This window comes from Arthrobacter sp. 10N44_2 (assembly GCF_056394385.1).
The window spans coordinates 391472-411457 of record NZ_JBFTHT010000001.1 but is presented as its reverse complement, the minus strand read 5'-3'; the positions used below and the strand labels follow the sequence as shown (position 1 = coordinate 411457).

Here is a 19986-nt window from a genome sequence, read left to right as displayed (position 1 = left end):
CATCAGGACAGTTCCCCGAGTTCCGCCGACCACGGAGGATTGGCGCCCTTCCGGGAGCAGGTGATCGCCGCTGCACGGTTCGCGTACGAGGCGACTGCGTGGAGCTGATCCAGGGTCAGGGTCTGCAGTTGCCGTCTTCCCTCCGCCCCGAGCGCTCCAAGTTTGGCGAGTCCGGAAATAAGCCCCGCCATGAAGGAATCACCGGCGCCCACAGTATCTGACACTCGGATCGGTTCAGCTGCCATCTCGACCCGCCCGTTTCCGGACAGGATGACCGGGCCTGAGGCTCCGCGCGTCAGGGCCACCACCGCCGGCCCCAGTTCCAGCCAGGCCTGCAGGGATTCTTCCGGTGCCCGGTCCGGGTAGAGCCAGCGCAGGTCTTCGTCGCTGGCTTTGACAATGTCGCTCGCCGCCACGAACACTTCCGCCTGCCGGCGTGCCGCAGCCGCATCGGGACTGATCGCGGGCCGGCAATTGGGATCGAAACTGGTCGTCGCGTGCTCCCGGGCGGCCTCTACCAGGGCAAGGGTGGCCTGCTCCCCCGGCGGGAGCACCGTAGCGATAGATCCCGTGTGGACGTGGGTGGAACCTTTGACGGCAGCGAGGGCCGGGAGGGACGCCCCACTGATTGCCCAGGTGATCGAGAAGGCGTATTCGGCGGCACCGTCAGATCCCAGGGTGGCGAGGGCCGTAGATGTGGCCGCGCTTCCGCCGTTGACCACCTGGACGCCGTTCGTTTGCAGATGCTCTTCCAGCAGGTGTCCGTGCGGGTCAAGGCCATAGTGGGTCACCAGGATTGTCCTGAGGTCGAGGCGCGCAGCCCCCACTGCCACGTTGAGGGGGCTGCCCCCGGGGTGGGCCTGGCCGCCGGCAGGACCGCGGGGGTCGCGGATGATGTCGACAAGGGATTCGCCAATGACCGTCAGGACACCGTCCCCCGCGGGGAGGCGGGGCGCTGGGGTGGCGTCGGTGATGCGCATCAGCGGCCCGGGTAGACGACAGTTTTGAGCTGACCGGCCTGCTTGCCCGCTTTGAGTGCTTCTTCCGAGTCGGCCAGCGCAAACTTGCCGGTCACCAGGATGTCCAGATCTACTTTTCCGTCCGCGATCAGCTGGATGGCCAGCGGCCAGGTGTTGGTGTAGCGGAAGACGCCCGAGAGCCAGATTTCGCGGTTCTGGATGTAGGAGACGGGGAGTTCGACGTTGTCGGCTCCGAGCCCGACCAGGATGACCCGGCCGGCCGGTCCAACGGCTTTGATGCCGGAACGGACGGCCTGCGGGGCGCCGGAGGCGTCAATGAAGGCATCGACGTCGAGCCCTTCGGTACTGTCCGTCAAGGCGTTCAAGGCATGGGTGGCGCCGTGTTCCAGGGCGAAAGCGAGCCTTTCTTCTGCGATGTCCGTGATGTAGATTTCGGTCGCCCCGTAAGCGCGGGCCGCTTGGGCGGCGATGATGCCGATGGGGCCGGCTCCGGCGATCAGGACCCGGCTGCCGGGCCTGATCTGGGCGCGTTCGCAGGCCCAGAGGCCAACGGAGAGTGGTTCGATGAGGGCTGCCGCCTCGTCGCTGACGCTGTCTGGGATGTCGTAAGCGAAGTCGTCCTGGATCCTCACGTATTCGGTGAAAGCTCCGTCGATCGGCGGGGTGGCGTAGAACTCGATGTCCTGGCACAGGTTGTACCGTCCGGCCTTGCACTGCTTGCAGGTGCGGCAGGGCCGTTGGGGTTCGACGGCGACCCGCCGGCCAACGCGGGAGGGGTCCACGTCGCTGCCGACGGCGGCGATGCGTCCGGAGAGCTCGTGGCCCAGGATCAACGGGTGGTCCACGACGTAGTCGCCGATCCGGCCGTGCTCATAGTAATGGACGTCGCTGCCGCACACACCGACGGCGGCGACCTGCACCAGAACCTGGTCCGCGTCCAACTCCGGGACGGACAGTGTTTCCATGGCCATGTCGCCCTGGCGCTTGAGGACGGCGGCGCGCATGGTGGCGGGCACTTCCGGATGTCCGGGGGTGCGGGACTGTGCGGTTGATGTGGTCATCGAAGGAATCCTTTGCGGTTTGGAGAGGCGGTGGCGGGCTATTTGACGGCGCTATTTCACTGCACCCAGGGAGAGACCCTGGACGAGTTTGTCCTGGGCGGCGAAACCTGCGAACAGCACTGGCAGGGAGATTACGACGGCGGCGGCGCAGACCTTGGCAATGAACAGGCCCTGGCCCGAGACAAAGCCGGTGAGAAAGACCGGGGCGGTGCCGGCCACGACGCCGGTGAGGACCCGCGCCAGGAGGAGTTCGTTCCAGCTGAAGATAAAGCAGATCAGCGCGGTGGCTGCGATGCCGGGCATTGCCACCGGGGCGATGACCTTTCGGAGCGTGAGCAGCAGGGTGGCGCCGTCGATCTGGGCGGCCTCAAGCATTTCGACGGGCACTTCGGCAAGGAAGGACCGCATCATCCACACGGCGATGGGCAGGTTCATCGAGGTGTACATCAGGACCAGGAACCAGATGTTATCCAGCGCGCCGGCGGTTTTGGCGAAGAGGTAGAGCGGCAGGACTGCGGCGACGACGGGCATCATCTTCGTGGAGAGGAAGAAGAACAGAACGTCGGTCCACTTTTTCACCGGCCGGATTGACAGGGCGTACGCGGCGGGGATGGCCAGCAGCAGGACCAGGACGGTGGAGAAGATCGAGGCGGTGGCGGAGTTAATCAGCGACGGCCAGGGGCTGACGCCGGAAGTTGCGCCGAAGAACTCCTTGTAGGCGTCCAGGTTAAGGTCGGCGGCGATCGACGGCGGGTTGGTGGCGGCGTCAATTTCGGAGTGGAATGAGGTCAGGATCATCCACAGGACCGGCACCGCGAACAGCAGCGCCAGCAGCCAGGCGGCAAGGCCGGCGGCGGTGTTGTTGCGGGTGGGGTCCATGCGTGACTTGCCCCGGCGTCGTGATCCCGTGGTCGGGGTGGACGGGGTGGGGACTGATGACGTGGGCCCGGCGGGGGTGAGGGTGCTCATCGTGCTGCCTCCTTCTTGAAGAGCGAGAATACGGTGCGGAGTGCGAAGGTCGCCACGAAGATGGTGCCGATGACCACCACGACGCCGGCCGCTGAGGCCAGGCCGTATTCGTTGGCGTAATAGAACGTCTCGTAGATGGCGTAGGGCAGGTTGGCCGTGCCGAGGCCGCCGGAGGTGATGACGAAGGTGGCGTCGAAGTTCTGCACGATATAGATGGCCCCGAGCAGTCCACCGAGTTCCAGATACTGGCGCAGGTGCGGGAGGGTGAGATGGCGGAAAATTGCCCAGGGAGTGGCACCGTCCATCTGGGCAGCTTCAACGGTGTCCATGGGTCGGGACTGCAGGCCGGCGAGCAGGATGAGCATCATGAACGGGGTCCACTGCCAGACCAGGGAGACGATGATGGCCATCAGGGGTGCCGACGACAGCAGGTCCGGCTGCGGCGGGGCGTCGGAGCCGAAGAGCGACCAGATCCAGGTGAGGGAGCCGTTGATCAGACCGTAAACCGGGTTGAGGATGGCGTGCTTCCAGATGAGCGCAGCCGCGACCGGAACGATGAGGAAGGGTGCGATCAGCAGAGTCCGGGCCAGGCCCCGGCCAATGAACTTCTTGTCCAGGAGCAGGGCCAGGCCGAGGCCGAGGACCAGGCTGACCAGGACCACCGAGACGGTCTCGACGATGGTGGTGAGGATTGCCTGGAGCATGTACGGGTCGGTGACCACCTGGATGTAGTTCTCGAACCCGGCGAATCCGGTCTTGTCCGGGCTCAGGCTGTTCCAGTTCATGAACGAAATGATCAGGGTCACCACGAATGGAAGCTGGGTGACGATGATGAGGAAGATCAGGGCCGGCAGCAGCGGTGCCCGCCGTGCCCAAGCCACTGCGCGTTCCCGCGCCCTGGCGTTCCTGGATGGTTTGGCTGTGCTGCTCCCTTGCCGGGAGACGCGCGCCGTTGCGGTAGTCATAATGTTCTCCTGCGGTTGGGTTGTTACTTCTTGTACTTGTCGCCGACTTTTTGTGCGGCTTCCTGGCCCTTGGCCACCGCATCGGCAACGGAGCCCTGGCCGGCGATGGCGGAGCTCACACCTTGGGACACCCGGGTGCCCAGGGCCGCGAACTCGGGAATACCGACGAACTGGATGCCGACCGCCGGCCGCGGCTGGACACCGGGGTTGGTCGGATCCGCGTTCTCAATAGCGAAGCGTTCGGCCTTGAAGAACGGCGCGGCCTGCTGGAACTCGGTGTTTTCGTACGTGGAAATGCGCTTACCGGACGGGACCTTGGACCAGCCGAGCTTGGACGCGACCAGTTCCTCGTAATTCTTCGAGCTGGCCCAGGCGATAAATTTGGCGGCAGCGTCCTGTTTCTTGGAGGCCGCCTGCATCGCCCAGGACCAGGTCCACAGCCAGCCGGAGGACTTGGTCTCTTTCACGGGCGCCTGGGCATAACCAATCTTTCCCTTCACGGGAGAGGCCTCGGCTTCCAGGGCACCGGCCGCGGAGGTGGCGTCGTACCACATGGCGACCTTGCTTTGGCTCATGTTGTTCAGGCATTCCGTGAACCCGGCCTGGGCGGCGCCCGCTTCACCGTGCTCCCGCACCAGCTTGGTGTAGAACTCCGTGGCTGCGGTGAATTCGGGGGCGTTGACCTTCGCATTCCAGTCCTTGTCGAACCAGGTCCCGCCGAAGGTGTTCACCACGGTGGTCAGTGGTGCGAAGACCTGGCCCCAGCCGGGCTGGCCGCGCAGGCAGATGCCCTTCATCCCTGGCGTCGCCCCGTCAGCCTTGGCGGCGAGGTCGGCGACCTGGTCCCAGGTCGGATTCTCCGGCATAGTCAGTCCTTTGGCGTCGAAGATGTCCTTCCGGTACATCAGGAAGGAGGATTCCCCGTAGAAAGGTTCGCCGTAGAGTTTGCCGTCCGTGCCGGTCAGCGACGCCGTGTAGGCCGGCAGGATGTCCGCCTGGTTGAACTCGGCATCCCTGGCCACGTTGTCCAGCGGTGCCAGCCACCCGTTGGCGGAATAGAACGGGATCTCGTAGTTGGACAGTGACGCAATGTCGTACTGGCCGGCCTGGCTTGAGAACTCCTGGCTGATCTTGGCGCGGACGTCGTTTTCCGGCAAGACGGTGTAGTTGACCCGGATGCCGGTTTCCTTCGTGAAGTTATCAGCGGTGAGCCGCTGCAGGTCCTCCATCTGGGGGTTATTGACCATCAGGACATTGATGCTGTTCGGGTCGCCTGCGGAATTGCCGCCGCCGGCGCCTGCACAGGCCGAGGCGCTGAGTGCCGCGCACAGGGCGCCTGCCGCCATGGCGACGCGTGTTTTTGCGCGCATTAAGGACTCCTTTGTTCTTCAGGGGGTGCGATGCTGCCCTACTCCGATTGCTATGTCGGGGTGCGGGGCGGTGAGCGGGACGAGGGCCTCAATGCCTGGTTCCTCGCTGGTGTTCCTCAAGATTAGGCTTGTGGCATAGGGCACAACTAGCGCGATGCTTGCAGAATTATGATACTAATTTTCCGGGGGCGGCCCCGTCCGGGCGCTATTCTGGGAAGAGTCGGCACAGATGGCGCACATTTGTCATGATCCGAACGCAGGGAGAACCACGATGAGCGCGGCGGACCCAGGCGGCGGCTCGGCCATCAATGACGGCGCAGCGGCCAGGCTTGCCGAAAGACTCCTGGGGATGCGGGCCAACCGTGAGGTGATTCCGGAAGACCCCAACCATTCCGTGCGCTGGCACGAGCACGACTACCCCAGCCCGGTCGCACGTTGGAACTACCATCCTGAATACGAGCTGCACCTTATCCGGAAAGGCACCGGAAAGTTCATCGTGGGAGACCACATCGGCACTTTCGAGGCCGGGCACCTGGCCCTGGTGGGTTCGGGGCTGCCGCACGACTGGGTCAGCGACCTGAGACCCGGAGAAGTGCTTCAGGGCAGGGACGTCCTTATTCAGTTCGACGGAAAATGGGTGGAGAGGGCCGCCTCGATTCTGCCGGAAATGGCCGAGGTCAAACTCTTGCTGGAGCAGTCCTCGCGCGGGATCGAGTTCCTCGGACGATCAGCCCGTGCCGCCGCCGTTTCCCTGGAGGCGATGGGGACCTCCACCGGATTGCAGCGGCTTCAGCATCTCTTTGACGTGTTGGCGATTCTTTCGCGTGCGCCAGAGTCCGAACGGCGCTACCTCGCCGACGAATGGTTCAGGCCGCAACTGGACGGGCAGGCCGCGGCGGTGGTGGACCTCGTCCTCGAGTATGTCTTCAGCAACCACGCCGGCAGCGTCAGGATGTCCGAGGCGGCGGCGCTGGTGGGTATGTCGGAACCGACATTTYCGAAGTATTTCAAGCGCGCGACCGGCCAGAATTTCAGTGATCTGGTGCGCAAACTTCGGCTGGCCCACGCCCGCCGCCTGCTGGAGCGGAGCGACAAATCGATCTCGGACATCTGCTACGAAGTGGGTTTCACGAACCTGTCCAACTTCAACCGGCATTTCCGCAATGACGCAGGCGAAACCCCCCGGGACTATCGTCAGCGGGTGCAGAACTGACGGCAACAGCGCGGGGTTCTGCACTCTCCGCCCCGGGGCGCGCGCGCTCGTCACCATGGCCCGGCAATGGGCATCGGCGGTAGATTGTGGGCATGGGACAGACTTCCTCGGGCCGCCGGGACATTCTCGCTGATCGGATCTTGGGCGTGGCGGAGTTCAGCCACGCACACTGGTTTTTCGGCAATCTTTATGAGGTCCTCGGCAAAATCCCGCACCGCGTCGCGGCGGCGGAAGCAAGCCGTGAACTGCCCCGCTCGCCCTTTGGGGCGGGAAGCCCCGGCCGTTATTACGCACCGATTGCACCCATAAATGCGCCGGCGGCAATCGCTGCCCTCGTGGCAGGCTGGAATCATGCCGACAGCAGGCCATGGCTGCTAGTGGCTGCAGCCAGCTCGACGACGGGTGCAGCCGCCACCGCCTATCTGCTCCGGTCCATCAACCCCGACCTGTTCTTCAGCCCACAACCGCTCAGTGAGACGCGCCGCAACCCCCTGCTGAAGCGGTGGTACAGGGTCCACGCCGTCAGGCTCGCCGCCAGCGCAGTTGCCCTGGCCGCCATCCACGAGGCACGAACACTCCGGATCCGAACCCGCGGATAACAGCCAGGCGCCGCAACCTGAAGGAGATCTTCATGGGCAAGCTGACAGTGACTTCACCGCCGGCACATTCAACGCCATGCCGAAGTATGTCGTGTCGACCACGCTGGACCACGCCGGCTGGAACAACAGCACGATTATCGCCGACGACATACCCGGCCAGGTCCGCGAGCTTCGCGAGCGGGAGAACGGGCGTGGCAAGAAAATGCTGCCGGAGGACGGAACCCGGCACACATTGCGGATCGTCGAACTTGAACTCCTCGAAGGCGGGATGCTGGCCCTCCGAATGGCGCCGGCAGGGTCCTAAGGAGAGCCCATCAGAGGATGCGCCTGGCTATCGCGCTTGGGTGCCGCCCGGACATGGGTGCGCTGACCTTGTTTGCCGATAAGGCTGAGGAATTCGACAGGACCGGCGCTGGTTGCGCCGAACCAGTGCGGGGTTCGGGTGTCGAACTCCACGGCTTCGCCGGGCCTCAGGATCAGGTCATGTTCACCGAGGACCAGGCGCAAGGTGCCATTGAGGACATAGGCCCAGTCGTAGCCTTCGTGGGTGCGCAGCTGAGGCTCCTGCCCATCCCTGCCCTTGGGGAGGATGAACTTGTAGGCCTGAATGCCGCCCGGGCGGCGCGTGAGAGGCAAGATCGTCGACCCGTCCGGACCGGCGACGGGACGCAGATTGAGCCGGGGGTCGCCAGTCGGCGGCGCATCGACGAGTTCGTCGAGGGTTACCCCGTGCACGCGGGCCAGCGGGAGGAGCTGCTCGAGAGTGGGCCGCCGCAGGCCTGCTTCGAGTCTGGAGAGTGTGCTGGCGGAGATGCCTGTCTGCTCGGCGAGGTCTGCGAGGGTGACGTCCCTGCGGAGTCGCAGGCGCTTGAGGCGCGGCCCGACAGCGCTGAGTGTGTGGTCGAGATCGTCATTCATGGGGCTATTTTGCCATTCGGCAATACCGCTTGCACATCCACCTGCCGGCCCGGGAGCATGGAATCTGAAGGCACATCAGATCGTAAGGGGTTCCACATGGCCGGGACGGCAGAGACATCGCCAGGGGAAGCAGCGGGCGGACGCGACGGTGACGCGATGACGCACAGCTTCGACAAGGACTACTGGCAACAGCACTGGGAACAGGCCCACGGTCCCGCCAAGGCAGATTCGGGAGGGGCTGCCCCGAACCCGCATCTCATCCGCGAAACCAGCGGACTCGCACCGGGAACGGCGCTGGATGCCGGGTGCGGGACAGGGGCAGAGGCGACCTGGCTCGCCGCGCACAGCTGGCAGGTCACCGGCGCCGACATCTCCCGCGCTGCCCTCGCCCAAGCGGCCGAGCGTGCCGAAGGGCAGTCTGTGTCCGGCACGGTGACCTGGGTCGAGGCGGACCTGACGTCATGGGCACCGGGTGATCGGTTCGACCTTGTGACCACCCACTACGCTCACCCGGCGATGCCGCAACTTGCCTTCTACGAACGCATTTCGGATTGGGTAGCCCCCGGCGGCACGCTGTTGATCGTCGGGCACCTGCACGCTCCCGCCTCCCCGGGGCACGGGCACCGCCCTCCCCCGGAAGCGACCGTCACCCTCGCGGACATCACCGGGGGTCTCAACGCTGCCGTATGGAGCATCACGAGTGCCGAGGAGATCACGCGGACACTCCCCGGACCCGGTGACCGTGCGTTGCCGCTGCACGACGTCGTCGTGCGTGCCACCCGGCGCGGATGACCTCACAGTTTCCGCCGCGCTGCACCCCCGGTGTTGCTCAGTCCGGCCGGCTGGCATCTACCGGGTAGGTCATGAACGCCGGCGTCTCGTACGGATGAACGGACAACGCGGCATTGACGACGGCGTTACGCCGGGAGCGGGGGAAGATTGCCTCGATCCGGGTTTCCGGCACCTCCTCGGAGGAACCGACGACGCCGACGAACGGGGTCGCGCCGGGTAACGGGGTAAAACGCCCGGTGCCGTCGAGGCTGAACGAGCAGTGGGAGTAATTGCCGAGCCTGCCCGCCCCGGCGTCGCCAATGGCCTGCCGGACCGCGGGCGCAGAGTTGGTGGGGACGTAGATGACCAGACAGTCGATGGGCTCCATGGCAGAAAGTCTGCCACGGGGTGCCTCTTCAGCGCCGAGGGTTCCAGCGAATCAGAATGTGGTTGCTCCGGACTCGCCGAGCGGGTGCCCGCGCTCGAGCTGGGCGACCTTCGGATCGTTCTCGTCGGCGCCGTGGTCGGAGGTGCGCACGGTGGTCGTGAACAAATGGCAATCCCATGCAACACTGGTCGGATGCCGGCGTTCAGCATCTTCACATCCAACGAGTTTTCCGATGCCGAGGTTCTCTCGTTGTACGAATCTGTGGGGTGGGCCGCCTATACCCGGGATCCAGAACTGCTCACCAGAGCGATCCGAAGTTCCTCATTTGTCCTGACGGCCCGGAATGGGGATGGTGAGCTTGTTGGCCTCGCGAGGGTTGTGTCCGACGATGCGACCATCTGCTATTTGCAGGACATCCTTGTACGGCCGCCTTTCCAAGGCGCGGGCGTAGGCCGGGCTCTGGTGGAGCACGTCACGGCGCGATACGCGCATGTCCGGCAAACAGTGCTCATCACTGACAATGAACCAGGGCAACGCGCCTTCTACGAAGCCATGGGTTTTACGGAAGGGTCGAACTTCGCTCCGGAACCCGTGCGTGTTTTCGCTCTATTTCGGTAGTCCCGGAGTTTCAGTTCGAAATGACTGGCACTTCCAGGACCTTTCATCATGGGCCGCTGCGAACTCCTCAGTGACCCTGCCCGGTGGGGCAGGACCGCGAGAGGTGCCTGTAAGAATGGGGCATGCCCCCGCATAGTTTTCCGATCAGACGGTTGGCCGAAGACCCGGACCACGTCCTCGACCGGCGTCGGTGGCCAGGCAACCTGCCCCCTGTCGCACAGGTTCTGGACCAAGGGCTCGACCTGACCCCGGCCACAATCTTCGTAGGCGAAAATGGGTCGGGAAAATCCACTCTCGTGGAAGCCATTGCACTGGCTTATGGCTTGTCTCCAGAAGGCGGATCTACAGGCGCCCGCCACAGCACCCGATCCACGGAGTCCATACTTGCCGATCACCTGCAGCTTGTCCGCACCGCCGGCGCCACAAGACGCGGCTACTTCCTGCGCGCGGAAACCATGCACGGCTTCTTCACCTACCTCGAGAAGAACCCGAGCACCGCGGGTCCGGACATCTCGTTCCACGACATGTCACACGGTGAATCGTTCCTGGAACTGGCCGTGGATCGTTTCCGGGGACCCGGATTGTGGGTGCTCGATGAACCGGAATCAGCGCTGTCCTTCGCGGGATGCCTGAGCCTCCTTGCGGTCTTGAAAGATCTCCTCGCCGAAGGCTCCTCGCAAGTCATCATGTCCACGCACTCCCCAGTTCTTGCAGCGCTTCCGGGCGCGCAGATTCTCGAAGTCGGCCCGTGGGGACTTCGGCAGCAGGAATGGTCGGACCTCGATCTGGTTTCCAACTGGCGATCATTCATGGACTCCCCCGAAAGATACCTGAGACACCTATAAGGCCGGCCCGGTCGGGGTTGAACTAACGGCGTCCCCGAACGGAAAATGCCAGACAACGCCACAGGGGAAAAACGAACCGCCGACCGCGGTCAACGCTCATGTCATGTGTCGAGCTTTCCCGACTTCCTTTGGGCGAGGCGCTGGAGTTGCCGTGCGTGAACGCCGCTCACCCAGTCCCACCCGGGAGCGGCCGATGGGCCGACCCGCGGGTCGCTGGGCTCATGGGCGTCACGCAAGGCGTGCACGTACGCCCGATCCTGGTCGATCCGTGCGTGTACCTGTTCAGCTCCGCCGACGGACCCGTGTCCGGGGACAAGGACATCGACGTCGCCCGCCACGCCCTTGAGCAGCCGCAGCGCGGCGAGGTAGTCCTCGATCGGGTCTTCGGTGTCGTTCAAGTCGAGCATCGGGATCAAAACATCAGAAAGCATGTCGCCGGCGACGAGAACCCCACGTTCCTCAATCAACAGCGCCGCGTGGCCCGGGGCATGTGCTCGATGCTCGAGAATGCGGACTTGGGGCCCATCCCAAGGAATCTGCACCGTCCCGACGGGCAGGCCGGTAAGAAGGCCGAGGAGGTCCAGCGGTACCTGTTCGGGGATGCCGGCCGCCTTCGCGACCGCGTCCACTCCGCCCGACAGCCGATCCCGGGCGGTAGCCGCGCAGCGCGCGGTGCCGTAACGGGGAGCCGCGCCGAGCCCGGCGTGCCAAAGCAGGTGGTCCCAATGAGGATGCGTCGAGAAGCCTGCCACAACGGTCTGGCCCGAATCGGACAGATCCTTCGCGAGGCAGTCCATTTCGTAGCCGTGCACCCCGGCGTCGATGAGCAGCACGCCAGCCCGGCCCTTTACGGCGACGGCGTTACTCTGGCAGAACTCGCTCTCGTGGATCAGCACACCCTCCGCGACCTGCCTCAACACGAGCTGGCCTCGTTTACATCGCGGACGGCGTAGTTGTCCCCCGGAACTTGCTCCACCCGCAGCTCGGCGGAGACATTCATCCAATGGTCGATGCGGCCCATCATCTCCTCTTCCTAACAGTGATACGTTCTGCAACTCCTATAGTGAGGACCAAATACCTGTCAAGGAGGAATTGTGGAACCTCGGTCCCAGTACACCCTCGGCAGCTGGGGCCTCGGCTGGCGCACCAAGACGGTTGACCGTTTTGCTAGGATCGGACCAGTCTTTCGTCCCCTACCTTTCAGTTGGCGGCCGGTGGATCCCGGAAATGCGCGCCAGGGTGCTTCAGAGAAGGCCAGCGGAACTCCCGATCAACTCGCGCAGCGGGTGGGTAAAGATCCTGCTTCCACATCCCAGAGTTGAAGTTGAGGTTCACAGATGGTCATTCAGGATCGCGCGAAGGCCACCCGCGGTGCCATTGTCGTCGGTGCCGCTGCGGTCTTTGAGGAGCACGGCTACGGCAGTGCCAGCCTGACCCAGGTCTCTGAGACAGCCGGGGTGACCAAGGGCTCCCTCTATTTCCACTTTCAGTCCAAGGAAGATCTCGCCAGGGCGGTCATCGAGGAGCAGCATCGGATCGTCGTGGCCGAAAGCGAGAGCATCCTTGCCGGGGATTGGCCGGGCCTGACGGCAATGATCCTGCTGTGCCGCGCTTTCGGTCTTCAGCTCGTGCACGAGCCAGTTGTCAGGGCCGGCATCCGATTGACGTTTGAAGCGACGGCTTTTGGTCCGCCCGTGCGCGGCCCCTACGAGGACTGGATCGCCGTCATGGAGCAGCTTACCGAACGGGCCAAGGCAGAATTGCAGGTCCGGCCCTCCGTCGACGCCGGGACATTTGCCCGATACCTTGTTGCTTCGTTCACCGGGGTTCAGATGGTCTCCGGAGTACTTACCGACCGAGCGGACGTCATGCAACGGATCGAAGAGATGTGGGAGATCGTGCTGCCGGGGATCATGCATGACGATTTCAACGGTGACGCCCATGCTCTCTCCGGACTGGTTTCCGCTGGAAGCCCCAACCCGCCGCGGAATCCCACCCCACCAGCACCGTGACGGGCTCACACGGCCACCGAGTACTGCAGCCCCGGGCAGGTGGCGCCTTGCTTGCCATCCGCGAGACTTTCAGCGAGTCCAACTCCCATAAACCGGATGACCGCCTTGTTTTAGGGTGAGTGGTCATTTATTCTTGTCTCGGATCCATTGGAGACTCCGCTCGGAGAGCGGCTGTGTCGGCGCGCATTTTTTGGGGGGCGCCGGCACAGACCCCTGGCCTGGACTGTCCGCCATGGCGATCCAAACGTGACGGCGGCGGCCGCCGCCGTCACGTTTGAACTTGAACAGGCCTCCGCCTATGGTTGTGGGTGGCGCCCCGATGCATCCCCCAATAGCATCGGGGCGCCCCCATGTGCGGAGGCGTGGAGCGGGACGAGTGAGGCCGCTGTATCGCCCAGCGAATGGTCCAATGGCCCGCTTCAACATTGCGCGCAGCGTGTCCAACGATTCGTATCTCCGGCGCCGTTCGGGAGGCCTCCCCTAGGCCATTAACCACGCCACTACTGCGCCGCTTACCGTCCAGACGCAATCTCAGAGGGGCAGTTTGAAGCCCACGTGCGACGCTTCGAAGCCAAGACGCTCATAGAACCGGTGTGCCGCGACCCTGGACTCGTCAGACGTGAGCTGAACCAGCCTTGCGCCACGCCGGCGCCCTTCAGCGATCGCCCACGTAATCATCGCCCCTCCAAGGCCGTTGCTCCGGAGGCTAGACCGGACCCGCACTGCCTCGATCTGCAGTCGTGTCGCTCCGCCTCTGGCGAGGCCGGGAATGAATGTCAGTTGCATGGTCGCAACCACTTCATTTTCGGTTGAGACAACTACGAGAAGAAGCTGCGCGGGGTCCGCATCAATTGCCTGGAAAGCAAGATCGTAGGGATGCCGGTGCTCGACTGCAATCGAGTCGACAGAGGCCCGGAGCTGGTCGGCAGCCAGAAGCCCAACAATCGAAGCCACATCACATGATTGAGCTTTCCTGATGGTGAATGGGCCCCCAGGCAGTTCCAGTTCAGCGAGAGTCATTTCCCCAGTATTCCAGCCATCTCGAATCAGTCAGGCGCCGGCCTCCGTCGACTCGAAACTACGTGGTGAATTCTGGACTGCCGCTGGCCAAAAAGCCGCAGGCTAGAGCCACGCGACATTGCGGCTCCAACTTTCGGGCCACCGTTTCACGAGTCCATTTAGACCTTCGGAATATCGGGCCGGGAACTGCAGTGGCACGGATCAGGCGATAGCGGACGGATTTCCGGGCTGCGTGGCGTTGGTCCGCCGGCGTGAGGCCAGCACGCCAATGATCGCGGTCACGACGACGACAAACGATGCCAAAACTGACGCGTTGAGGACGAGCGAGAGTTCCATTTGGTGCGGGAGAAGCATGGATTCGTCCCACCCTGCATTGTCGGCGCGATTGATGAAGTCTGCGTCGATCGGATTCCACAGGATGGCCGCGACACTGGTTGCCACCAACGCGCAGAGACTGAGGGCCAGCTGGACGACGGACCATACTGACGGCTTTCCCTTGTGGCTTAACGGGCGTTTGTCCATAGCTTCCCCCGTTTAGTGTCGGCCGTGGCCGTTGCGGCCGCCGTGAATGCATTGCCCGTTGCCCACCGCCGGGGCGGCGTCAGCCGGCCCGGTCGCTTCGATAAGCCCTGAGTGCGTCTTCTCTGATCCACTTTCGGGTCAGGAAAGCGTCCAGAACGCAAGAAACGCCGAGGATCGTCCAGGAAGTCCAAACCGGCGCAAGTCCGGCAATCACCAAGACCCCGACAGCAACAACGAAGCCGACGGAGACGTAGCCATAGATCCGGCGTGCACGGGTTGCAAATCGCGCCTCTTGCGTTTCGCGAAAGTAGTTCAGCATCAGTCCCCCAAGGTTCGAATCGGAGCCTACAGCACTGGCTGCACCAAATACCGAAAATGGGTGCGCGCCAGATACGGCTTTGACCCACACCATTTCTGAATCACGGAGTTATCGGGCGTGTCATCGGCACCGCTATTTGGTCTGCTCCTCTCCGCAGCACGTTAAAGGATCCTGCACCGGCACGTCGGGTCGTCGAGTTGCCTCGAACCGCGTCCCGTCTGGTTCGATGAGTGCATGGATCATTCGCAACTGAAGCTGTCCGCCCCGAAACTCAATGCGGGCGATCGAGTCGCGGTTCTCTCCCCGTCGTTCGCCGCCCCCGGGTTCGCCCCGGCCGTGCATGAGCAGGCGATGCGGCGGCTTACATCGGCTACGGGTTTGATTCCTGTGGAATTCCCGACGACGCGCAAGCTCGGATCCAGTCCCGAGGAACGGGCGGCGGACATCAATGCGGCGTTCGCCGATCCCAGCATCCACGCGATACTCGCCACGATCGGCGGCGACGACCAGATCACGGTCGTACCTCATCTCGACGAGGCGGCCGTCCGGGCGAATCCAAAGATCTTCGTCGGATACAGCGACAACACCAACCTGCTGAACTGGCTGTGGTCACTCGGGATACGCGGATATTATGGCGGTTCGACCCAGGTCCACCTCGGCGCCGGGCCGGGCGCTGACGACGTCCACCTCGCTTCCCTGCGCGCCGCGCTGCTCACTGGAGGCGAGCTCGAGATCACCGATCCCGGGGAGTCAGAGGACTTCGGGCCGGATTGGCTCGAGCCGCGGGCACTCGTCGAATACGGCGACCGCGAACCCACCGAACCCTGGACGTGGACAGGTCCCGAACGCACGGTCTCCGGATACACCTGGGGTGGCTGCATCGAAGTCCTCGACCAGCTCGCCATCGCCGACAGGCTGCCCTCCGTCGACGCGCTCCGGGGCACAATCCTGATCCTCGAATCCAGCGAACTGCTGGTTCCCGCCGATTGGGTCAAGCGATGGGTTCGAGCGCTCGGTGAGCGTGGTGTCCTGGGGGCGGTCGACGGCGTGATGGTCGCCAGGCCTCCAGTCAGCAGCCACGGGCAGGTTCCGCCTGCCGCCGAACGGGCTCGGCTCCGCGCCGCACAGCGCGATGTGGTCAGCACCGAAATCGCACGATACAACCCGGACGCCGTCGTGTGCATCGGGGTCCCCTTCGGACACACCCGACCGCAGTGGATCCTCCCCTACGGCGGTCGAATCCAACTCGACGGCGAAGCCAGGAGGGTTACAGCCAGCTATGCCTGATCGTGGCAGGCAGTGCCGGGAGCACACGTCGGGTGATCATCATTTCCTATGCGGTCGGACGCACGTTCTGATTTGATCGGAAGAGGTTGATGGGGTCGTATGCGGCTTTGACGGCGGCCAGCCGGTCGTAGTTGGCGCCGTAGGCTGCCCTCACCCGCTCCTCCCCTTCCTGGCCAAGATCGTTGACGTACACCCCGCTAGCAGCAAAGGGCTGCATCGCTTCGAAGAAGGCGCGGGCCCAGCCGACGTGTCGCTCCGTTTCTGCCGGATTGGACCACTGGGCCAGGATGAGGAGTTCGCTCTGTGACCGGCGATGGGGAAATGCCGTGGCCGCAGGGGGAACCCGAGCGGCCACACCGTGCAGTTGTTGCATTCCGATGCCGCTCGCCGTTGAAGGCATCTCGGCCGCAAACTGGATCAGGACATCGATGGCGTCGGCGGTGAGGTCAGTCAAAAAGCTCGATTTCCAATAGTGGTGCCGGCCCGACGGAAAGCCGCCGTCGTGGGCGCTTTGCCAAACGCCATAGTTGGTGGGCACCACCGCGTCCACATCTGGGCCGAGGTCGCGCAGGGGCCGGAGCGCCAGCTCCGCCTCATCATGCCCGCCGCTCCAGCAGACGCCGACGCCGAAGACAGGGCGTCCTGAGGCGTCACGCCCCAGACTGGCCGACATCGAGAGTTCGTCGGGGCACGAAGCGGCGAATCCGGGATAAAAGCCCAGGACCTCCCTTGTCCGTTCGGCCGGGAATGAGAGCGCTCCGGCAAGAACCTGTCCGACCGGATGCAAACGATAGGTGAAAGACGTGACAACACCGAAGTTGCCGCCGCCTCCGCGGATGGCCCAATAGAGGTCTGTGTGTTGGTCGGGGCTCGCCGTCAGCAGCCTGCCATCAGATGTCACGATGTCGGCGGCCAGCACGTTGTCGCAAGCGAGCCCGTGTTTGCCGTTGAGCCAGCCGATGCCACCTCCGAGGGTCAAACCGGCGATGCCGGTAACCGACACGACTCCGAGCGGCGTGGCCAGGCCGTGCGCCTGGGTGGCGACGTCAAGGTCGGCCAGGAGCGCACCCGCTCCGGCCACGGCGACGCCCCGTTCGGCGTCGACCTGAACGTTCTTCATGCCGGAGCAATCCAGCATGAGCCCATGGGCGCCGACGGCGTTCCCTGCCACGTTGTGGCCGCCGCCCTTGATGGAGACAGGGAGATCATTTTCCCGGGCGAAGTTCACGGCACGGCGAATATCCTCGGCGTCGGCAGGGCGGACAATGACGTCCGGACGGCGGTCAATCATCGCATTGAAGACCTTCCGGGCTTCGTCGTAGCCGGCGTCTCCGGGCCGGAACAGCCGGCCCCGGAGCGCTGAGCCGAGGCCATCGACGGCGGATGGGTCAAGCGACGGTGCGGGGGTCCCGAAAGCCACGCGACGGCACCTTTCTCGTTCGAGATCGTCAAGAACGCGCGCCGGCCGGCGGCGTCGCGCTCATTTGACCGTCAATGAGCCGTGCATGTTGGGGTGGTAGTTGCAGTGAAAGGCGTAGGTCCCCGGTTCGGAAGGTGCCTTGAATGTGGCCGTCCCGCCGTTTTCCTTGACCTCGACATTAAAGAGGGTCGCATTCTGGTCTGCGGTTACCGTGTGCTCTGCGGTGTCCATGTTGATCACCTTCACCTCCGCGCCGGGAGCCACCGCACCCGGTATCTCGTAGGCGAAGTTGCTGATCGTGATGGTCGCGGCGGCGGCGTTTGCCGCCCCGCTTCCCGGCCCCGAAGCGGTGGAGCCGGCCGGGGCAGACGGTTCCATCGACATGCTGGGAGAGGTCCCGGCGGTCGTGGCGGGCGCCGACGCCTGCGTTCCGCCGCCTCCAGCACAGCCGCTCAACCCGATCAGTACCGTCGCCAACACAAGTGCAGTCCGTGTCTTGTTGCTCGTCATGATGTGCCGTCCTCGACGCTGGAGGGGGCTGAGAAATCAGCCCGGCTTCCTTCCATTCTGCATCCGCCACCATCAAAAAGCACCGCTGAAAAGCTCCGACAGAGAGCACGGGCCATCAGGGCTGCGTCCTGGACTCTTGCAGGTAGCCCATGAGTCCGGCCAGTTGCTCAGGGGTCCAGGGCAGACCGGCACTGAGGGCAGTCTTATTGTCCTGCCACATGGAACGGGCAGCGGCTTTGGTCTCTTCGCCTGCATGGAACATGGATCCGATCTCGCCCCATGCCGTGGCCCATTCCCGGATGGACGGATCGGATGCCGGCGTCCCGTTTTCGACGTGCCTGAGACCCTCCTCGACCAATGCGACCCACCGGACTTTGGCGGCCTCGATGCTGTCGCTGCCAAGTTCGGCCCTGCGGCCGGCCAGTTCCTGGCGCTGTTCTGGGGTGAAGTAGTTTTCGAGCATGGTGATCATCTCCAAAGTTGCCATGAACTGTTCCGGCGCCGGCATGGCGGCCCCGTCGATACGTGAAAGCAGGTCGCGTATCCGGTCCTGGACCGCCTGGACCTGCTCGGCGTGCAGGCGAAGGTGCAGCAACTGCCTTTCCAGGAGCGTGCGCAGCGAGCCCATGTCATCGGCAGGGGTTCCCAGTGCGACGCCGATTTCGGCCAGCGGAAGGCCGAGCATCTGCAGCGACCGGATCCGGTAGAGCCGCCGGACGTCTTTCTCGGTGTAGCGGCGGTGGCCGGAAGCCGTCCGCCGGCCTGCCGGCAGCAACCCAATCTCGTCGTAGTGATGGAGCGCCCTGACCGTTACGCCACACGCTTTGGCAAGCTCGCCGATGCTCCATTGATCTGCGGCACCGCTCGTCTCTGTCATGGGAACAACCGTAGATCCTCACCCCGCGTCAGGATCAAGACCCTACGCCGGCCCCGCGTGCCGGCCGCCGGCCCCGTCCCGTCCCGTCCCGTCCGGTCAGCCCGTCTTCCCGGCGTCAGCCAGCCTTACCGACGTCGGCCAGCCGGTTGTTCAGCCGGTCCACCTCGTCGAGGACTTCGGTCGCCGCCCAGGCACGGCTGCGCTTGGACTGGGTGACGGGGGTAATGACCCCGGCGGCGGAGAGCCGCTGCAGTGCGGCGTACACGGAGCTTTCGGCGACGCCGGCAATGTGGGCTGCGCTGTGGGCCTCGAACACGGGCCGCTCCAGCAGCCACGGAATGATCTTCTCGTCCGCGGATCCTCTGCGTGGCCTGGCCAGCTCCAGCCACATCGCCGGCAGCGCATCGAGGGCGGCGACGGATTCGCGGGCAGCATCCGAGGCACGGACAGCGGAACGGGCCAGGTAGAGCACGAACGGATCGGCATCACCGGAGCGGTAGTTATTGACCAGGCTGAAGTAGGTGTCGACGTCGGCGACCATCGCCGACGCGATAGGGGTGACGGTGTTCCTGGTGAGCCCACGACGCCGGGAAATCGCACCGATGAGTGCCCGCCCGATCCGGCCGTTGCCGTCCGTGAACGGGTGGATGGACTCGAAGTGGGCGTGCGCGATTGCCGCCTGCGCCATGATCGGCACGTCGCGGCGGTTGCAGAAGACCATCAGGTCTTCCATCAGGTCCGGCACGAGCTCCGGCGGGGGCGGGACATGGATGGCGCCGCGTGGTGAATGGTCACTGCCACCGATCCAGTTCTGAACCTCCCTGAACCGGCCGGCGTGTGGGCCGTCCATCGGGTCGTCCTTCATGAGCGTGCGATGGGCGGCCAGCATTGCCTCCAGCCGGATCTCGCCGGTTCGCCCGGCGTCGTCGATCATTCCTTGTACGGCGTCGGCGGCCGCCACCATGGAGCGGGCGTCGTCACTGGCTTTGAGCCCGATCATGGCCCGGGCGTAGTCGTCGCGGTTGGCGTTGACGTGCTCGATTTTGGAGGAGGAGACCGCCTCGCTGCGGAGCAGGAACCCGCTAATGGCGGCCATCCGCGTGCCGGCGGTGACGTCCAGGGACGCGATGGCGACGGCGGCCTCTTCCAGGGCGACGATGGTCTCACGCCCCGGATCGAACCAGCTCCCGGCGATCAAGGGTGGCAGCGAGACCACCACCTCGGTGAATTCCCGGTCTTCGCGCGGCGGCCGCCCGGACGACTTCCAGGGCATCATCTTGCTGCCGTGCGCGGGCCAGCGGGTCATGGATCCTCCGGAAGTC

23 protein-coding genes are annotated in these 19986 nt (G+C 64.5%); 8 read left to right on the top strand and 15 right to left on the bottom strand.

Annotated features, from left to right (window positions below; translation table 11 throughout):
* Positions 1-2 precede the first annotated feature (2 nt).
* From AC1DBX_RS01955 to AC1DBX_RS01935, 5 genes are read right to left on the bottom strand one after another with little or no spacing between them, the layout of a single operon-like run.
* Entirely contained in the window at positions 3-980 is a 978-nt protein-coding gene (locus AC1DBX_RS01955; protein WP_476858477.1) for a carbohydrate kinase family protein, read from the bottom strand.
* Positions 980-2041 (bottom strand): NAD(P)-dependent alcohol dehydrogenase, encoded by a 1062-nt coding sequence (locus AC1DBX_RS01950; RefSeq protein WP_476930954.1) that lies wholly within the window; start codon positions 2039-2041, stop codon positions 980-982. The genes AC1DBX_RS01955 and AC1DBX_RS01950 overlap by 1 nt, the downstream gene beginning before the upstream one ends.
* 51 nt (positions 2042-2092) lie before the next feature.
* Positions 2093-3010 carry a carbohydrate ABC transporter permease gene (locus AC1DBX_RS01945; RefSeq protein WP_476858476.1) on the bottom strand — a complete coding sequence of 306 codons (918 nt, stop codon included), beginning with the start codon at positions 3008-3010 and terminating at the stop codon, positions 2093-2095.
* The gene (locus AC1DBX_RS01940; RefSeq protein WP_476930953.1) at positions 3007-3975 is read right to left on the bottom strand and encodes a carbohydrate ABC transporter permease; all 969 of its coding nucleotides are present in this window, start codon (positions 3973-3975) and stop codon (positions 3007-3009) included. Before AC1DBX_RS01940 ends, AC1DBX_RS01945 begins: the two co-directional genes overlap by 4 nt.
* A gap of 23 nt (positions 3976-3998) precedes the next feature.
* Entirely contained in the window at positions 3999-5345 is a 1347-nt protein-coding gene (locus AC1DBX_RS01935; RefSeq protein ID WP_476930952.1) for an ABC transporter substrate-binding protein, read from the bottom strand.
* Positions 5346-5616: 271 nt separating this feature from the next.
* Between AC1DBX_RS01935 and AC1DBX_RS01930 the strand changes: the two genes are divergently transcribed.
* From AC1DBX_RS01930 to AC1DBX_RS01920, 3 genes are all read left to right on the top strand, one after another.
* Complete coding sequence (locus AC1DBX_RS01930) at positions 5617-6558, top strand: AraC family transcriptional regulator (RefSeq protein WP_476930951.1); 942 nt, start codon at positions 5617-5619, stop codon at positions 6556-6558.
* Between the two features lie 92 nt (positions 6559-6650).
* Entirely contained in the window at positions 6651-7157 is a 507-nt protein-coding gene (locus tag AC1DBX_RS01925; protein WP_476930950.1) for a hypothetical protein, read from the top strand.
* A 76-nt stretch (positions 7158-7233) separates the two neighbouring features.
* Positions 7234-7461, top strand: coding sequence for a hypothetical protein (locus AC1DBX_RS01920; RefSeq protein ID WP_476849233.1), 228 nt, complete (start codon positions 7234-7236; stop codon positions 7459-7461).
* On the opposite strand, the gene AC1DBX_RS01915 is transcribed toward AC1DBX_RS01920, so the two are convergent.
* Positions 7458-8075 carry a helix-turn-helix domain-containing protein gene (locus AC1DBX_RS01915; RefSeq protein ID WP_476930949.1) on the bottom strand — a complete coding sequence of 206 codons (618 nt, stop codon included), beginning with the start codon at positions 8073-8075 and terminating at the stop codon, positions 7458-7460. The genes AC1DBX_RS01920 and AC1DBX_RS01915 overlap by 4 nt on opposite strands.
* Before the next feature lie 96 nt (positions 8076-8171).
* Between AC1DBX_RS01915 and AC1DBX_RS01910 the strand changes: the two genes are divergently transcribed.
* Positions 8172-8867, top strand: a complete 696-nt coding sequence (locus AC1DBX_RS01910; RefSeq protein WP_476930948.1) for a class I SAM-dependent methyltransferase — start codon at positions 8172-8174, stop codon at positions 8865-8867.
* Between the two features lie 37 nt (positions 8868-8904).
* Here AC1DBX_RS01910 and AC1DBX_RS01905 read toward each other — a convergent pair whose 3' ends face one another.
* The gene (locus AC1DBX_RS01905; RefSeq protein WP_476930947.1) at positions 8905-9234 is read right to left on the bottom strand and encodes a hypothetical protein; all 330 of its coding nucleotides are present in this window, start codon (positions 9232-9234) and stop codon (positions 8905-8907) included.
* Between the two features lie 192 nt (positions 9235-9426).
* Between AC1DBX_RS01905 and AC1DBX_RS01900 the strand changes: the two genes are divergently transcribed.
* Both AC1DBX_RS01900 and AC1DBX_RS01895 read left to right on the top strand, forming a co-directional pair.
* Complete coding sequence (locus tag AC1DBX_RS01900) at positions 9427-9852, top strand: GNAT family N-acetyltransferase (RefSeq protein WP_476930946.1); 426 nt, start codon at positions 9427-9429, stop codon at positions 9850-9852.
* 122 nt (positions 9853-9974) lie between these two features.
* The gene (locus tag AC1DBX_RS01895) at positions 9975-10697 is read left to right on the top strand and encodes an AAA family ATPase (RefSeq protein ID WP_476930945.1); all 723 of its coding nucleotides are present in this window, start codon (positions 9975-9977) and stop codon (positions 10695-10697) included.
* A gap of 101 nt (positions 10698-10798) precedes the next feature.
* Here AC1DBX_RS01895 and AC1DBX_RS01890 read toward each other — a convergent pair whose 3' ends face one another.
* The gene (locus AC1DBX_RS01890) at positions 10799-11593 is read right to left on the bottom strand and encodes an MBL fold metallo-hydrolase (protein ID WP_476930944.1); all 795 of its coding nucleotides are present in this window, start codon (positions 11591-11593) and stop codon (positions 10799-10801) included.
* Positions 11594-12034: 441 nt separating this feature from the next.
* Here AC1DBX_RS01890 and AC1DBX_RS01885 point away from each other — a divergent pair, with 441 nt between their 5' ends.
* Complete coding sequence (locus AC1DBX_RS01885) at positions 12035-12709, top strand: ScbR family autoregulator-binding transcription factor (RefSeq protein WP_476930943.1); 675 nt, start codon at positions 12035-12037, stop codon at positions 12707-12709.
* A gap of 531 nt (positions 12710-13240) precedes the next feature.
* Here the strand turns inward: AC1DBX_RS01885 and AC1DBX_RS01880 are convergent.
* The 3 genes from AC1DBX_RS01880 to AC1DBX_RS01870 form a co-directional block, all read right to left on the bottom strand.
* Positions 13241-13729 carry a GNAT family N-acetyltransferase gene (locus AC1DBX_RS01880; protein ID WP_476930942.1) on the bottom strand — a complete coding sequence of 163 codons (489 nt, stop codon included), beginning with the start codon at positions 13727-13729 and terminating at the stop codon, positions 13241-13243.
* Between the two features lie 201 nt (positions 13730-13930).
* Entirely contained in the window at positions 13931-14170 is a 240-nt protein-coding gene (locus tag AC1DBX_RS01875; RefSeq protein WP_476930941.1) for a hypothetical protein, read from the bottom strand.
* 160 nt (positions 14171-14330) lie between these two features.
* Positions 14331-14663, bottom strand: coding sequence for a hypothetical protein (locus tag AC1DBX_RS01870; protein WP_476849242.1), 333 nt, complete (start codon positions 14661-14663; stop codon positions 14331-14333).
* Positions 14664-14804: 141 nt separating this feature from the next.
* Between AC1DBX_RS01870 and AC1DBX_RS01865 the strand changes: the two genes are divergently transcribed.
* The gene (locus AC1DBX_RS01865) at positions 14805-15857 is read left to right on the top strand and encodes a S66 family peptidase (protein WP_476930940.1); all 1053 of its coding nucleotides are present in this window, start codon (positions 14805-14807) and stop codon (positions 15855-15857) included.
* Between the two features lie 46 nt (positions 15858-15903).
* Here the strand turns inward: AC1DBX_RS01865 and AC1DBX_RS01860 are convergent, their stop codons facing one another.
* The 4 genes from AC1DBX_RS01860 to AC1DBX_RS01845 form a co-directional block, all read right to left on the bottom strand.
* Positions 15904-17277 carry an FAD-binding oxidoreductase gene (locus AC1DBX_RS01860; protein ID WP_476930939.1) on the bottom strand — a complete coding sequence of 458 codons (1374 nt, stop codon included), beginning with the start codon at positions 17275-17277 and terminating at the stop codon, positions 15904-15906.
* Between the two features lie 60 nt (positions 17278-17337).
* Positions 17338-17787 (bottom strand): cupredoxin domain-containing protein, encoded by a 450-nt coding sequence (locus AC1DBX_RS01855; protein WP_476930938.1) that lies wholly within the window; start codon positions 17785-17787, stop codon positions 17338-17340.
* Between the two features lie 115 nt (positions 17788-17902).
* Complete coding sequence (locus tag AC1DBX_RS01850) at positions 17903-18664, bottom strand: MerR family transcriptional regulator (protein WP_476930937.1); 762 nt, start codon at positions 18662-18664, stop codon at positions 17903-17905.
* 115 nt (positions 18665-18779) lie between these two features.
* Positions 18780-19970, bottom strand: a complete 1191-nt coding sequence (locus AC1DBX_RS01845; protein WP_476855790.1) for a Fic family protein — start codon at positions 19968-19970, stop codon at positions 18780-18782.
* Between the last annotated feature and the right edge of the window lie 16 nt (positions 19971-19986).

Coding starts and splice junctions, on each gene's coding strand:
- AC1DBX_RS01955 (WP_476858477.1), bottom strand. CDS start 980: ATGCGCATCACCGACGCCACCCCAGCGCCCCGCCTCCCCGCGGGGGAC.
- AC1DBX_RS01950 (WP_476930954.1), bottom strand. CDS start 2,041: ATGACCACATCAACCGCACAGTCCCGCACCCCCGGACATCCGGAAGTG.
- AC1DBX_RS01945 (WP_476858476.1), bottom strand. CDS start 3,010: ATGAGCACCCTCACCCCCGCCGGGCCCACGTCATCAGTCCCCACCCCG.
- AC1DBX_RS01940 (WP_476930953.1), bottom strand. CDS start 3,975: ATGACTACCGCAACGGCGCGCGTCTCCCGGCAAGGGAGCAGCACAGCC.
- AC1DBX_RS01935 (WP_476930952.1), bottom strand. CDS start 5,345: ATGCGCGCAAAAACACGCGTCGCCATGGCGGCAGGCGCCCTGTGCGCG.
- AC1DBX_RS01925 (WP_476930950.1), top strand. CDS start 6,651: ATGGGACAGACTTCCTCGGGCCGCCGGGACATTCTCGCTGATCGGATC.
- AC1DBX_RS01920 (WP_476849233.1), top strand. CDS start 7,234: ATGCCGAAGTATGTCGTGTCGACCACGCTGGACCACGCCGGCTGGAAC.
- AC1DBX_RS01915 (WP_476930949.1), bottom strand. CDS start 8,075: ATGAATGACGATCTCGACCACACACTCAGCGCTGTCGGGCCGCGCCTC.
- AC1DBX_RS01910 (WP_476930948.1), top strand. CDS start 8,172: ATGGCCGGGACGGCAGAGACATCGCCAGGGGAAGCAGCGGGCGGACGC.
- AC1DBX_RS01905 (WP_476930947.1), bottom strand. CDS start 9,234: ATGGAGCCCATCGACTGTCTGGTCATCTACGTCCCCACCAACTCTGCG.
- AC1DBX_RS01900 (WP_476930946.1), top strand. CDS start 9,427: ATGCCGGCGTTCAGCATCTTCACATCCAACGAGTTTTCCGATGCCGAG.
- AC1DBX_RS01895 (WP_476930945.1), top strand. CDS start 9,975: ATGCCCCCGCATAGTTTTCCGATCAGACGGTTGGCCGAAGACCCGGAC.
- AC1DBX_RS01885 (WP_476930943.1), top strand. CDS start 12,035: ATGGTCATTCAGGATCGCGCGAAGGCCACCCGCGGTGCCATTGTCGTC.
- AC1DBX_RS01880 (WP_476930942.1), bottom strand. CDS start 13,729: ATGACTCTCGCTGAACTGGAACTGCCTGGGGGCCCATTCACCATCAGG.
- AC1DBX_RS01870 (WP_476849242.1), bottom strand. CDS start 14,663: ATGGTGTGGGTCAAAGCCGTATCTGGCGCGCACCCATTTTCGGTATTT.
- AC1DBX_RS01865 (WP_476930940.1), top strand. CDS start 14,805: ATGGATCATTCGCAACTGAAGCTGTCCGCCCCGAAACTCAATGCGGGC.
- AC1DBX_RS01855 (WP_476930938.1), bottom strand. CDS start 17,787: ATGACGAGCAACAAGACACGGACTGCACTTGTGTTGGCGACGGTACTG.
- AC1DBX_RS01850 (WP_476930937.1), bottom strand. CDS start 18,664: ATGACAGAGACGAGCGGTGCCGCAGATCAATGGAGCATCGGCGAGCTT.
- AC1DBX_RS01845 (WP_476855790.1), bottom strand. CDS start 19,970: ATGACCCGCTGGCCCGCGCACGGCAGCAAGATGATGCCCTGGAAGTCG.